Here is a 14,438-nt window from a genome sequence, read left to right as displayed (position 1 = left end):
ATGACTAAGACGTTACTGATTCCCCACCACATCCTTTAGACCGCGTTCTATGGTTGATTGACCCGGATTACTTGATCAGGGTCCCGACTTTTCCGGCGAGTGCGTCGTCGAGATGGTCTAAGGACGTAATCAAAGCCGTCCGTTGCGCGCCGGACTTGGCAAAGTCCAAGCAAGCTTCAATCTTAGGTAACATGCTGCCTGGTGCGAATTGACCTTGGTCAATGTACTTCTGGGCGTCTTGAACGGACAGTTCCCGGAGAGCCTTCTGGTCGGGTTGGCCGTAGTTGACGTACACGTCGTCGACCGCCGTCAAGATGATCAGTTGGTCCGCATCGAGGTTAGCCGCTAACAGCGCACTGGAACGGTCCTTGTCGATTACGGCTGGGACACCTTTTAAGCCCTGGGTGGTCTGAACGACGGGCACCCCGCCACCACCGCCGGCAATCACTAAGCTGCCGGATTCGATCAAGTTGTTGATACTGTTGAGTTCAATGATTCGCTTTGGAAGCGGTGATGGCACGACCTGCCGGTAGCCCCGACCAGCGTCTTCCTTGAAGGTGTAGCCCTTTTCGGCTTGAATCTTGGCCGCGTCTTCTTTAGAGTAGAAGTCACCGACTGGTTTGGTAGGGTCTTCAAAGGCCGCATCGCTAGGATCCACTTCAATCTGGGTGACCACCGTCGCCACGTCCTTTTGGATGTTTTGCCGGTGCAACTCGTTTTGCAAGCTTTGTTGCAGGTGGTAACCAATGTAGCCTTGGCTCATGGCCCCACATTCAGGGAACGGGAAGGCTGCCGTCTTGCCGTTTTCCGCGGCAAAGTTCATCCCCAGGTTGATGGCCCCGACTTGGGGACCATTCCCGTGACTGATGACGACCTTGTGCCCCGCAGCCACTAACCCCACTAGGGAAGCCGCCGTGTGCTTGACTAACTGTAACTGTTCTTCTGGTGATTTGCCTAAGGCGTTCCCGCCCAAGGCCACAACAATTTTAGCCATGTTCTGCCTCCCGTTATTCGCCTAAGGTTGCGACCATCACGGACTTGATGGTGTGCATCCGGTTTTCGGCTTCTTGGAAGACTACGGAAGCGTCACTTTCGAAGACGTCATCCGTAACTTCCATCTCGGAGATTCCGAATTTCTCTTCGATTTCTTTCCCGACCTTAGTATCCGTGTTGTGGAAGGCTGGCAAGCAGTGTTCGAAGATGGCATTCGGGTTCTGCGTCTGGTCCATGACTTCTTGGGTCACTTGGTAAGGCTTCAGTAACTTGATCCGGTCAGCCCAGACACTGTCAGGTTCACCCATGGAGACCCATACGTCGGCGTAGATGACGTCAGAGCCCTTGACCCCTTCAGCGATGTCGTTGAAGACTTCGATCTGAGCACCGGTCTTGGCAGCGATGTCGTTTGCTCGCTTCAACAGGTCAGCCTTAGGCGCTAATTCCTTAGGGCATACCACGTGGTAGGTCATACCCATTACAGCGGCCCCTAACATCAAGGCGTTCGACACGTTGTCTTGGCCATCGCCCACGAAGGTGAACTTGATGTCCTTGTAGTCCTTCTTCAGGACTTCGTGGGCCGTCAAGAAGTCGGCTAAGACTTGGGTTGGGTGATCTTCATCGGTCAATCCGTTCCAGACTGGCACACCGGAGTAGTCGGCTAAGGTTTCGGCCGTCCGTTGGGAGAAGCCCCGGTATTCGATCCCGTCGAACATGCCGCCTAGGACCCGAGCGGTATCCTTAGCGGTTTCCTTCTTGCCCATGTGGGAACCGGAAGGGCCTAAGTAAGTGACGTGAGCCCCTTCATCTTTAGCGGCAACTTCAAACGCACAACGCGTCCGAGTGGAAGCCTTTTCAAAAATCAACGCAATGTTTTTATCTAATAATTTCTTTTGTTCCGTGCCCGCGTACTTGGCCTTTTTTAAGTCTTCGGCTAAATCGAGCATGTAACGCATTTCGCGCGTGGTAAAATCAGCTAAGGTTAAGAAATTCCGGTTACGTAAATTAAACATGTTGTGTTCCTCCTAATTGATATTTACAAGTATTAGTTTAGTAAGCGGTTTCATAAAGCTTCAAGAAGCTTCAATTCTTTGTTAAAAAATTCTCTAGGAGTGGGTTATTTTGTTCAAACAAGCCTCAATTATCCATCGCAGTCGCCGGCAACGCATCCTGATTGCCGCGGTCTGTATCGCCCTGGCCTCCCAGGTCAGCTTTCAGGTCTACACCCCCGGCTTCATCATCGCCCTCTCGGCGCTCCTGTTGCCCATCTTCCTCTACTTCAACGCTGACCTGAATCCCCTGCTACTGTCCGGTATGATCGCCATCGCCTCCCCCATCTTTCGGGGGATCCTGCTGTTTATCGGTCACGCCTCTCAGACCGAGACCATCCTCCATTTTGTGGTGACCGATATGGCCTTCTACCTCTGCTACGGCGGGCTGTACTACCTGCTCTACTGGCGGCGGACCCAGCGCAACAACAGCTCCTTTTTCCTAACCATCGTCCTTTGTGATTATTTATCCAATCTTTTAGAAGTCAGCCTGCTGACCGACTTCCACAACTACAGCTACCACCTGTTCCAACTCCTCTTCGTGGCCGCATTGGTCCGCAGCCTGTTCAGTTGCCTATTGGCCTTCGCCTACCATTACTTCACCCTGTTGATGCGCAAGGAAAGCCACGAACAACGCTACTACCACTTCATCTGGGTGGCGTCTTCCGTGAAGAGCGACGTGTACTTTATGCAGAAGAGTCTGGGGGGAATCGAACGGGTTATGAAGAACGCCTACCTCCTGAACCAGAAGCTTGAGGACCTAGACGTCCCCCAGGAATACCGCGACATGGCGCTGGCGGTGGCCCGCGATGTTCACGAAATCAAAAAAGACTACCGCAATGTTACACTAGAACTAGGCGAATACTTCGGGAGCAACCAGGACGCACCCATGCAACTCTCAGACATCTTGAAGGTCACCACCACCTACATCCAAGCGGCCATCAAACACCACCACCCCAATGTGGTGATCGAAGTCCATAACCAGGTCGACCTCTTGATTCCCAAGCACTATTACGTGGTCACGATTCTGTCTAACCTGATCTTCAATAGCGTCGACGCGTTGCCCAAGGATAAACTCAACGGCTGTATCCAAGTCACGGTCACCAGTGCCGGTGCCGACATCCTGCTGACCGTGAGTGACAACGGCCAGGGGATGGATGATCGGACCCAGTCCATGATCTTTCAGCCGGGGTTCTCGACTAAATTCAACGCGACGACCGGCAATATTTACCGCGGCATCGGGTTATCCCACGTCAAAATCATCGCCCAAGAACAGTTCGATGGCGACATCACCGTTGACTCGCAGCTGGGGCGCGGCACCGACTTTCAAGTTCGTCTGAATAAAGCCCATCTTCTTCAGGAGGAATAATCATGAAATTCTACATCGTTGATGACGACCCATCCATTCCCATGATTCTGCAACAAATTCTCGAACAGGACCCGCAAAATGACGTGGTGGGCACCGCCACCGATGCCAAAATGGCGTTGGCCGACCTGATGCTGACCAACGTCGATATTGTCCTGATTGATCTGTTGATGCCTGTGATTTCGGGAACCGAGCTGGTCAAGAAGCTGAAGACGGCCAAGCCCAACCTGCGCTTCATCATGATCTCCCAGGTCCGCGACAGCGACTTACGGGCGGAAGCCTACCAGGCCGGCATCGAGTTCTTCATCGACAAGCCCATCAACATCGTCGAGGTCAAGACCGTGATTCAAAAGGTGGTCCAAAACATCCAGATGACCGCCAAGCTGAGTAACATCCAAACCTTAGTCGATGGGGGCATCGTCAACAGTGAACCCGCCGTTAACCAGCACGCCGAGCAAAAGGAAAAGATTCTCGCCATCCTCCGCTACCTGGGAATCACCTCCGAGTCCGGGTCGTCCGACATTCTCTCCGTCTGCCAGTTGATGATCGACAAGAACTTGAGTTTTAAAGCCATCGATTTCAACCAGGAATACGCCATCGACGACCACGAAAAGAAGATCCTCTTCCAGCGGATTCGGCGCGCCGTCAAAGCGGGGCTGACCAACCTGGCGAGTCTGTACATCGATAACATGGGCGACGAGATCCTGGTCGAATACGCCAACGCCCTCTACGAATATAAAAACGTGCGGGCCGAGATGGCCTACCACCAAGGCAAGCGCGAATCTGGCGGCAAGGTCTCCCTACAACACTTCTTCGACGGACTGACCCACGAGATCTGAGGATTGACGGGGCCAAAACCTATCTGCAATTTAGATGCAAAAGAAGCCTGAGACAACACTCAGGCTTCTTCTTACATCTAGTCAAGGGGCAGACGGTGGCGATCACCCGCCTTACCGGTTGGCCCTGAAGAGGCTGGAACGTGGTGGGCACGACTTGGAGCCCTGAAACCCACAGGTCTTCAAGCTCGGCCTTTGGGTAAGCCAGCCCAAAACGCTGACTAACCCAAACGACACCACTGAGCCTCTTCAGGCCCAACCTCACGGCTAAATTGAACGGACCCAAAACAGGACTTCTCAATGTTTGAAATTGAAAATATCAACATGGGGGGCCGTTAAAACCAAACAATCAGATAAACTCGAATCGTTGGTATGCATCATCATACACTTGCTTAGTTAACTTCATGGCTACGAACGGTTAACAATATTAGTTACGAAATTAGTAACACTATTACACGCGGCTTCAAATTAGACTATTTACATTTATCGTTCTATACTTTAAACGTGTGACAAGCTTTAATTACGTATACATACAGGAGGAGATCACATGCATAGAAGTTATTACTATGGCTTATTATTTCTAGCGACACTTAGTTTTGGCTTGTTTTTATTAAATATTACTAACACGCCATCAGCTAGTGCCCACGTAAAATACACTGTTGTTCCCAAGAACTTACGGGGAACTTACCATCACTATTTTAAGAAAAGTCATAAATGGTCTAGAGTTAAATTTACCAAGTATACCTATAAAATTGGCAAGTCCCACAAACTATCAGGGAAGAAAATACTTAATGGTTCATACCCACAATTAAGCATTTCAAAATTTAATTCTTATTATGTAACTGAGCTTGGTGAGAGTGACGCTTATCAGGCCTTTTACAAGGGAGTAACGGTCACTAAAAAAGGTAAAAAAATGCACGCACTCAAAGAGCTGGTTTCATATCCTGGCCTTAAACATGATTACACTAGAATATGGTATCCATCTAAGATTAAATAGATATAGTTCAACTTTCAGTACTAGCGTGACATATATTCTTATCTATAATTAATCAATGTGTATAGAAGTCCAATATTTCATCATCAAATAGGCCTCGCAAGTGCGAGGCCTATTTTCAAAGTAATTTAATCTGCCAATCACTAGTCCGCTAAGTAAAGAAACTAGAATTATCGTAATGGCCCTAAAAATTAGTCAACGTGATCATCCATTTTAGGGGAAGTAGTAGATGAGAAACCAAAATACGCTTTCTCGTCTATTTTTTGTGTCTAGAGGCTAACTACAGCCCCCTCTTTCCCCTTAAGGCGCTCACTAAGACTACTCGATGTAAGGATTAAACGTGAAGCGCTTATGTTCGTAGACCACCCGGCCCGCCGTTTCTAACCGCTGGACCACCTGCCCCGCCGTCTCACGGGTGGTTCCCGCCATCCGACTGAGCTCGATCAACGTGATGGGATAGGGAATCAGAATGCGGCCATCATCCAACGGCTGCCCCATCTGCTGACTTAAGATCTTCAAGGCGTTATGCACCCGGTCACTGGCGCTCGACGTGACCATGGTCTGCAGCTGGTTTTCATTCTCGTTAATAATCTGACCCATCTCAACGATCACTCGCCGCATGACCTCGGAATTCTCCGTCAAGAGTCCCTCGAAGACCGTCATGGGAAACGACACGATTTCCACCGGCGTCAACGTGTTCACGGAATAGGCGTACTCCTGATCGTGGAACAAGCCCCGGTACGGAAATCCCTTGTCCTTAGGAATAAACGAATAAAACGTAAAGTCCCCCGATTCATCGATACGTTCCGTGCGTAGTAGACCAGAAAAGACGAAGAAGAACCGGTCCCGGGGATCGGCTTGGTCAAACAGGAGTTGACCCTTGGGTAACTGCTTGACCCGCATCACGTGCGCCAACTCGGCGAACTGCTCTGCCGTAAACGCACTGAATTCTGGTCGCCGTTTCAATAATTGCAAATAACGTGGATATTCGCTTTTTCGAATCATGAAAAGGTCCCCCTCATTTAGGCTAATACCATTAGTATAGCCTAAATGAAGGGGACCTTAAATGTTAATGATTTTGCATTTTAAAGGTTAACTAGAACAGCTTCCCGAAGTCGCCCCAAGTTAAGCCTAAGAAGTCGTTCATGCCTAAACGGAACAGTTCGATAATCGTGATGATGGCTAAGACCCCAATCACGATAGCCACGATCCGTTCGCCCGACGTGAAGACCTTTTCGGCGTGGTTATCCTTCTTCTGCAATTGCATGAAGACCGGAATCCCCAAGGCAAAGAGCAAGGACATCAGCATGATGAAGCCTAAGTTAGCGGCGTATAACAGCCACAAGGCGTAGATACTGGAGATGACCCCAACGGTGATGTTCCAGCTCCGACCCGGTGTGTCCAGACTTTCGTTCTTCGAGAACTTCAGTTGATAGAAGGCTGAGAACATGTATGGAATCAGAATCGCAGCCGACGCAACGGAGTAGAAGAAGTTGTAAGCACTGGCCGTAATCAGGTAAGAGAACATGAAGATTTCAACACAGATATTGGTGAAGAGCAGGGAGTTGACGGGCGCCCCGTTCTTGTTTTCCTTCGCGAAGAACTTCGGGAAGGAACCTTCCTTAGCGGCTTCGTAAGGCAGTTGCCCGGCGAACATGGTCCAGGACAACCAGGCCCCGACAACGGAGATGATCAGTCCGGCGTTAACCAGGACAGCACCCCACTTACCCACGACACTCTGTAACAGGTAAGCCATGGCTGGTTGACCTAAGTTGGCTAAGCCACCCCGACGCATAACCCCTAAGGAGAGCAAGGTAATCAACATGTAAATCAGGATAACCGTAATGATTCCTAAGACGGTTGCCCGACCAACGTCTTCACGCTTCTTGGCCCGGCCAGAGAAGACCACCGCACCTTCGATCCCGATGAAGACCCAGACCGTCACTAACATGGTGCTCTGAACTTGCTTCATGACATCGGCGAACTGGAAACTCCCGGAAGGCGTGAACCAGAAGCCGTGCGTGAAGACGCCCAGCTTGAAGGCGATAATCATGGTGACCAAGAAGATAAAGATTGGAATCAACTTGGCAATGGTGATAATGGTGTTAACGAAGGACGCGGATTCGACTCCGCGTAAAATCATGAAGTGGCAGCCCCAGAGAATGAAAGAGGCCGCAACGATGGACCAGATGTTCTGACCATCGCCGAAGATTGGGAAGAAGTAGGCCACGGCACTCATTAACAGTGTCGCGTACCCCACGTTCCCCAACCAAGCGGAGGCCCAGTAACCCCAAGCGGAGTTGAACCCCATGTACTTCCCGAAGCCGGCTTCAGCGTACGAGTAGACCCCGGCATCCAGGTCCGGCCGTTTCATGGTCAAGTTCTGGAAGGTCAAGGCTAACATGATCATCCCGAAAGCGGTGATGATCCACCCAATGATGATGGCCCCGGCACCGGCGTTGGCGGACATATCGTGCATTAAGTTGAATACCCCACCACCGACGATTGATCCCACGACCAACGCGATTAGTTCAAGTAAATTAAGTTTCCCTTTGGATTCCTCCATGGTGACATCTCCTTTACCACGGACGGGATTCAGCAAGATGATTGAATATGGAAAAATATAATAGCTAGGATCTGCCAACTGCTGCCGGCAAACCCAATGTTCACTGAATCTTCCGTGGCTCTAACTGTGTGACACTACTTGGTAATGATGGTCCCGTCACCATTCTTCAGGAAGTTCCCGACGTTTTCGAGTGACGTGACGACCGCCTTACCATTGGCACTGTTTTCGACAAAGTCGATCGCAGCTTGAACCTTAGGCAACATACTCCCCTTGGCGAATTGGTCTTGGTCGATGTACTGCTTCAACTCAGCAACGTTGACCGTTTCCAGCTTCTTTTGATCTGGCTGGTTAAAGTTGATGTAGATGTTGTCCACCGCCGTCAAGATGATCAGCAGGTCGGCGTTGACCAGTTCTGCCAGCTTTTCAGAAGCGAAGTCCTTGTCAATCACGGCTTCGCGGCCGACTAAGCGGTTACCCTCTTGCACAACGGGTACCCCACCGCCCCCAACGGAAATAGGCACGATGCCGGCTTCGACCATGGCATTCACAGCTTTGTATTCCTTGACCCCGGTTGGCCGTGGAGAAGGCACTACCCGCCGGTAACCCCGACCCGCATCTTCGACGAAGGTCTGGTCCGGGTGGGCGTCCTTGATCGCGCCAATTTCATCTTTGGTGTAGAACGGGCCGATGGGCTTGGTTGGGTTGGTGAAGGCTTGGTCGTTAGGGTCGACCTCGACTTGGGTGACCACCGTGGTGACATCCTTGTCCAGACCCGCCTTGGTGATCTCTTCACCCAACGCGTTTTGCATCCAGTACCCAATGCTTCCTTGGGTCATGGCCACGGCCGTATCCAGCGGCATCGCCGGGTTCTTAGCCGTGCTGCCGGCGGCCTGTTGCAACAACAGGTTCCCGACTTGCGGACCGTTCCCGTGGGAGACAATCAGGTCGTCTCCTTGCTTGATGAATTGAACCAGGTACTTCGCCGTGTCCCGCAGGGCTTGTTGTTGTGCTTCAGCGGAAGCATCCTTTGATAAAATAGCGTTACCCCCAAGGGCCACTACAATGCGACGTTTTGTCATAGTCGAATTCTCCTTCTAGTGTGCAATTTAATCAGATTAATGCGTACAATTTTGACTCGTGTGGCTGTAGTAATGACGTTAGAAGAACTAACATCAGTTGACTTAACTAGCTCACTTTTTAATAATTCTCCTAAGCCAGCACAGCATCGCGGTTTTCAAGCAAAAAGGGGAGTTAATCAACACGGATTAACTCCCCTTTTTCAATCCCGTTAAGCTTTAAACACGTGGGATGAATAAGTTACCTAACGTTGCAGCCATCATAGCCTTAATGGAGTGCATCCGGTTTTCAGCTTCTTCAAATTGACGAGCGTACTTACTGTTGAAGACTTCATCCGTAACTTCCATTTCAGTGATTCCGTACTTTTCCTTCACATCTTCACCGTACTTGGTGTCGGTGTTGTGGAAGGCTGGAAGGCAGTGCATGAAGATCAGTTGATCATCTGGCGTGCCAGTCTTCTTCAAGGCTTCCATGTTAACTTGGTATGGCTTCAACAAGTTAACCCGTTGTTCCCAGTTGGATTCACCCATAGATACCCAGACGTCGGTGTAGACGATGTTGGAACCTTTCATCCCCTCGTCGAGGTCATCCGTGATTAACAGCTTAGCGCCGGATTCAGTCGCAAACTTCTTGGCTAAGTCTTGCGTTTCTTGAGTTGGGAAGAGTTCCTTAGGTGCAACGATGTGGATGTTGACCCCTAAGATGGCACCGGTTACCAGCAAGGAGTTGGCAACGTTGTTCCGGCCATCACCCATGAAGGTCAAGGTCAAGCCCTTAAGGTGACCAAAGTTTTCCTTAACCGTCATGAAGTCCGCCAGCATTTGCGTCGGGTGCCATTCGTCGGTCAAGCCGTTCCAAACGGGAACACCTGAGTCGCGAGCTAAGATTTCAGCATCGGATTGCTTGAAGCCCCGGAATTCGATTCCATCGAACATGCTACCCAAGACTTTAGCCGTATCGGAAGTGGTTTCCTTCTTACCTAATTGAATGTCGTTTTGACCCAAGTATTCTGGGTGAGCACCCAAGTCGATCGCCGCCGTGGTGAACGCTGAACGGGTCCGCGTTGAGGACTTTTCGAACAGCAAGGCAATGTTCTTACCTTCCAGGTAGTGGTGTTGGATACCCATCTTCTTCAACGTCTTCAAATGCAGTCCAAAGTCGATCAAGTATTCGAGTTCAGCAGCACTGAAGTCCTTTTCTGCAAGAACACTCCGTCCTTGGAATACATTTTCACGAAAATCTTTTGCCATAATCTTTCTCGCTCCTATTCTCTTTAAATGTTTCGAATTTTAAGGATTAATGCTTATTAGAGGTCTTCCCGAACCAGTGGCATGCTCATGCAACGAGGACCGCCACGGCCCCGAGATAATTCACTTGATAAGACGTCGATAACCTTCAAGCCATGCTTACGTAACAGTTCGTTAGAAACGTAGTTCCGGTTGTAGGTCACTACAACACCTGGGGCAATGGCTAAGGTGTTGGAGCCGTCGTTCCATTGTTCACGACCGGCGATGATTGGGTCACCGTTACCCGTTGGAATCAAGTCCAGGTCATCCAAACCTAAGGCGTCCTTCAGAACTTGCTTCAAGTCCGTCCGGTGGTCTAAGTTCAGTTCGCCATCTTTACCCGGCGTGATCGTCCAGGTATCGATGTGGCCGCCTTCACCTAAGATTCCTGGGTGCACCGTGAATTGATCCTTGTTAATCATGGTGAACACCGTGTCCAAGTGCATCATCGCGTGGTTGTGTGGAATCTTGATTGCGATGACTTTGTCGAAGTGGCTCTTCGCGAACAGGTTCTTGGCGATGTCTTCAATGGCATCAGCAGACGTCCGTTGGGAAACCCCGATAGCTAAGACGTGGTCGGAGAGAACTAATTCGTCCCCACCTTCGATCCGAGTATCGTGGTTCCGGTCGCGCCAGACGTTCAAGCCCTTGTTAGCAAACCGGTGGTGGTACTTAATGATGGTTTCCATAAAGAGCGATTCGCGTTGACGAGCAGCGAAGGTCATGTGGTTAATGCTTAACCCATCACCGATGGAGGCCGCAGGGTCCCGCGTGAAGTACAAGTTAGGCATTGGGTCCATGAAGAATGGGTAGTCGTCTTCTTCGGCTGCACTGACTAAGTCAGCTGGGACGAAGTCGAGTTCGTTCTTCCGAACCCCACCCATGATCTTGTTGACCATGTCTTGGGTGGACATTGACAGTAAGTATTCCTTTAAAGCATCGTGGGTAACGCCGGCAATGTAGCCACTTTCAGCTAACATTTGTTGTAAGAAGTTTTGCTTAACTTCTTCACCACCGTCATCCAAAGCTTCAGCAGACAGCTTTTCCAAGTAGAGCACTTCAGTACCGTTTTGACGAAGAACGTCAGCGAAGTTATCGTGTTCTTTTTGAGCAATTGGTAAGTATGGAATGTCATCGAATAACAACCGAGGCATCATGTCAGGCGTGAAGTTTTCAACTTCAACATCTGGCCGCTTGAGCATAACAACCTTCAACTTGCCGATTTCGGACATTACGTGAATTGGACTGGTCATGTTTGTTTCCTCCCATCACTTGATTACGTGACCATCATAACCCGGAATGTAACCGCTTTCTAGTAGTGCTTGGCATTCAAAATGTGAAGGATTGTACACTTTAAGTCGGCCGATGAATATCAATTGCCGTTTATGCATTTAAGCTGTATATTTGCATATTTTCAATGAAAACACTTACTTTTAACTGCATAAAATTTGTTCATTAAAATTTGATGATAATTTGTCGACCGGTCAAACCGAGTCGTCCCGAATTCCCCCGCAGGTCAACGGTTGTGGCCCTTCAATAATTTGGTATACTTAGGGTAAACTATTGATGGAGGCGTTTTATATGTCACAGAAATTCATTGTCGATCCTGAGTTCTGGGAAATCTTCCCCGACGTTCAAATTGCCTTTTTGACCGCCCACGGTGTGGATAACCACAGCTACGGCCACCTCAAAAAGTCCCGGTTAATGGAAGCTAACGAAAAAGCTGAGGACTGGGTCCCGTACTCCCCAATCAGTAAGAACCCGATCATCGCAGCTTGGCGGGAAGCCTTCCGGAAGTTCAAGACCAAGAAGGGCGCGCGGTGTGCCGTCGAAGCCCTGCTCAAGCGGGCCAGCAAGGGCAACGGCGTGGGTGCAATCAACCCCGTCGTGGATCTCTACAACACGGTCTCCCTAACCTACGCCTTCCCACTAGCGGCCGAAGACATGGATAAGATCGTTGGCGACGTCCACCTGGGCGTTGCTAAGGGGGGCGAACCCTTCTACCCGATCGGTGAAGCCGACGAAGAACCCGAAGAAGCGCTCCCTGGTGAGGTCATCTACCGCGATGACCAGGGCGTAATCTCCCGTTGCTGGGCTTGGCGGGACAGCGCACGGGTCGAATCCACGGAAGACACCCAAAACATTCTCTTCTATATGGAAAACATCCAACCGGAACGCAAGGAAGACCACGAAAAAGCCGTTCAGATGCTCAAAGACAGCTTCAAGGAATACCTGAACGTGGACCTCGAAGACCATCTGGTCACCCGCGACCACCCCGAAGTTACCTTCTAATCAGTGCTTGAAAACCAGGTTTCTTCGAATCTGCAAAAATTTCCAGTTAAATTCGCTTAATTTCAGAAAATGTATATATTTGGGACAATTTTGTATATACAAAAATCTTAAAACCCGCGTAAGCCGTTTCCGGTTTACACGGGTTTTTCAGTTTGGCTAATATTTTGTGTGATTTTATTCACTTTATCTCTTCCAGACTAAGGGAACACCGGCGCGGGGGCCTGCAGTCTGTCCCGCTCAAACTTAACCACATTGTAATATTTTGTGACTGTGAATGGTCAGTTACCGTTCAGACCGGTTCCACTGGGCCTTTTTGCCTTCCGTCCATCGGCGACCATGCTATAATATTATCAATTGCGAGCGCATACAACAATTGCTTAATCGTTGACCTTTCGGCGCTATGCGCGTATCTTAAATAGCGTTGTCTTCAACGAAAAATGTTCGTTTCCGGGTCGTTACAGCGGTAACACCCGGTCACTTAACTTCCGCTGAGTAGGCGGCGGGGTCGCTTAGGACGACCCAATCCGCCACACGGAAGATTACTAAATCTACTATAGAAGGAGTTGACGCAGTTTGGATGAAGCTGAACGCGAAAGCAGCCCTTGGCAACGTAACCTCCACGTCCTGTGGTTCTGTACGTTCGTCGCCGGTATGGCCTTCAGCGAAATCATGCCATTTTTATCGTTATATATTAGTAGTCTTGGCGACTACACCAAAGCCCAGGTCACCATGTACAGTGGCTTGGTCTACGCCGCCGACTTCTTCGTCAGCGCCATCGCCTCACCTCTGTGGGGCATCGTGGCCGACCGAAAGGGCCGGAAGATCATGCTCCTACGGTCTTCGTTAGGAATGGGCGTGGCCATGGCCTTAATGGGCTTCGCCAACAGCGTCTGGCAGTTGGTCGCTTTGCGGGCGCTCCAAGGCGTCTTCGCGGGGTTCATCTCGAACGCCCAAGCGCTGGTCGCCTCCCAGACCCCCCGGAAACACAGTGGGGCCTCCCTAAGTACCCTCATGACCGGTCCCACCAGCGGAATGTTGCTGGGACCCGTCTTCGGGGGAATCTTGGCCCAAGTCTTCTCGATTCGAATCACCTTCTTCATCACGGGCTTCCTCTTACTGGTCACGTTCTTCATGAGCTGGGGCCTGGTCGAAGAGAAGTTCAAGCCGGTGGTTCACCAGTCGGGTCAAGCGACTTCTCACAACCCTCTGGCGGCCTTCCCGAACCCTAAACTGATTTTAGTGCTCCTGTCCTCCACGTTGATCGTCCAGTTCGGGAACATTTCCATCTCACCAATCATCAGTCTCTACGTCAAGGAACTGATGCATAACGTGGGACCCATCACCGTGGTCGCCGGGATCATCGCGGCGCTGCCCGGGATCTCCAACATCATCGCCTCGCCGCGGCTAGGACGGTACGGGGATCAACACGGGTCCGGCCGGGTCCTGATCTTCGGCTACATCTTCGCCACGCTAATGTACCTGCCACAAGGGTTCGTCACCAGTGTCTGGATGCTGGGAATTCTACGGTTCATGATCGGTATCTCCGACGGGGCCCTGTTTCCCGAGATTCAGACCCTGCTGACCAAGAACACCCCGGTCGAATTGACCTCGACCGTCTTCAGCTGGAACCAATCCTTCCAATCCATTGGGAACATGTTAGGTTCCCTCCTGGGTGGCTGGATTGCCGGAATCTTCAACTACAACGCCGTGTTCATTTCAACGGCAGCCCTGATGGTCATCAACCTGACCCTAGTCTGGTGGTTAGTTCCCGAGATTCGCAAACGGCAAGCTCCCGCCACCACCCATTCATAAAAGTCGCATCATCGAGTCTGGGACTAGTGCCCAGGCTTTTTCTTACGTTTAGCTAAGAGGTAGACGGTAGCAATCCCCCCGCCTTACCGGTTGGCCCTGAAGAGGCTGGAACGTGGTGGGCACGACTTGGAGCCCTGAAAGCCCCAGGTCTTCAAGCTCGGCCTTTG

The 14,438-nt window shown here is 50.6% G+C and carries 12 protein-coding genes; 5 read left to right on the top strand and 7 right to left on the bottom strand.

Annotated elements, in window-relative coordinates:
• Nucleotides 1–67 precede the first annotated feature (67 nt).
• Together arcC (FD30_RS05840) and argF (FD30_RS05835) are read right to left on the bottom strand one after the other, a co-directional pair.
• A complete protein-coding gene (gene arcC / locus FD30_RS05840) occupies nt 68–994 on the bottom strand; it encodes a carbamate kinase (RefSeq protein ID WP_056944254.1) in 927 nt (308 codons plus the stop codon).
• Nucleotides 995–1,007: 13 nt separating this feature from the next.
• Nucleotides 1,008–2,006 (bottom strand): ornithine carbamoyltransferase, encoded by a 999-nt coding sequence (gene argF / locus FD30_RS05835; protein ID WP_024747433.1) that lies wholly within the window; start codon nt 2,004–2,006, stop codon nt 1,008–1,010.
• A 109-nt stretch (nt 2,007–2,115) separates the two neighbouring features.
• On the opposite strand from argF (FD30_RS05835), the gene FD30_RS05830 reads away from it, so the two are divergent.
• The 3 genes from FD30_RS05830 (at nt 2,116) to FD30_RS05820 (ending at nt 5,241) form a co-directional block, all read left to right on the top strand.
• Entirely contained in the window at nt 2,116–3,411 is a 1,296-nt protein-coding gene (locus FD30_RS05830) for an ATP-binding protein (protein ID WP_056944253.1), read from the top strand.
• 2 nt (nt 3,412–3,413) lie between these two features.
• Nucleotides 3,414–4,247 (top strand): DNA-binding domain-containing protein, encoded by an 834-nt coding sequence (locus FD30_RS05825; RefSeq protein WP_056944252.1) that lies wholly within the window; start codon nt 3,414–3,416, stop codon nt 4,245–4,247.
• Nucleotides 4,248–4,791: 544 nt separating this feature from the next.
• Complete coding sequence (locus FD30_RS05820) at nt 4,792–5,241, top strand: hypothetical protein (protein WP_056944251.1); 450 nt, start codon at nt 4,792–4,794, stop codon at nt 5,239–5,241.
• 315 nt (nt 5,242–5,556) lie between these two features.
• Here FD30_RS05820 and FD30_RS05815 read toward each other — a convergent pair whose 3' ends face one another.
• The 5 genes from FD30_RS05815 to arcA all read right to left on the bottom strand — a co-directional run bounded on the left by FD30_RS05815 (nt 5,557) and on the right by arcA (nt 11,420).
• A complete protein-coding gene (locus tag FD30_RS05815; RefSeq protein WP_024747430.1) occupies nt 5,557–6,243 on the bottom strand; it encodes a Crp/Fnr family transcriptional regulator in 687 nt (228 codons plus the stop codon).
• A gap of 91 nt (nt 6,244–6,334) precedes the next feature.
• Entirely contained in the window at nt 6,335–7,804 is a 1,470-nt protein-coding gene (gene arcD / locus FD30_RS05810; protein ID WP_056944250.1) for an arginine-ornithine antiporter, read from the bottom strand.
• Between the two features lie 134 nt (nt 7,805–7,938).
• Nucleotides 7,939–8,883, bottom strand: coding sequence for a carbamate kinase (arcC, locus tag FD30_RS05805; RefSeq protein WP_024747428.1), 945 nt, complete (start codon nt 8,881–8,883; stop codon nt 7,939–7,941).
• Between the two features lie 216 nt (nt 8,884–9,099).
• Nucleotides 9,100–10,131 carry an ornithine carbamoyltransferase gene (argF, locus tag FD30_RS05800; protein ID WP_056944249.1) on the bottom strand — a complete coding sequence of 344 codons (1,032 nt, stop codon included), beginning with the start codon at nt 10,129–10,131 and terminating at the stop codon, nt 9,100–9,102.
• Between the two features lie 56 nt (nt 10,132–10,187).
• On the bottom strand, nt 10,188–11,420 hold the full coding sequence (arcA, locus tag FD30_RS05795; protein ID WP_024747426.1) for an arginine deiminase: 1,233 nt from the start codon (nt 11,418–11,420) through the stop codon (nt 10,188–10,190).
• A gap of 328 nt (nt 11,421–11,748) precedes the next feature.
• Between arcA and FD30_RS05790 the strand changes: the two genes are divergently transcribed.
• Nucleotides 11,749–12,459 carry a B3/B4 domain-containing protein gene (locus FD30_RS05790; RefSeq protein WP_056944248.1) on the top strand — a complete coding sequence of 237 codons (711 nt, stop codon included), beginning with the start codon at nt 11,749–11,751 and terminating at the stop codon, nt 12,457–12,459.
• A gap of 573 nt (nt 12,460–13,032) precedes the next feature.
• Nucleotides 13,033–14,271, top strand: a complete 1,239-nt coding sequence (locus FD30_RS05785) for an MFS transporter (protein ID WP_056944247.1) — start codon at nt 13,033–13,035, stop codon at nt 14,269–14,271.
• Nucleotides 14,272–14,438 lie beyond the last annotated feature (167 nt).

It is taken from the genome of Levilactobacillus namurensis DSM 19117 (genome assembly GCF_001434785.1).
In the GTDB taxonomy this organism is placed as follows: domain Bacteria; phylum Bacillota; class Bacilli; order Lactobacillales; family Lactobacillaceae; genus Levilactobacillus; species Levilactobacillus namurensis.
Note: the sequence above shows the minus strand (reverse complement) of the source record. Positions and strands in the feature narration are given on the sequence as shown.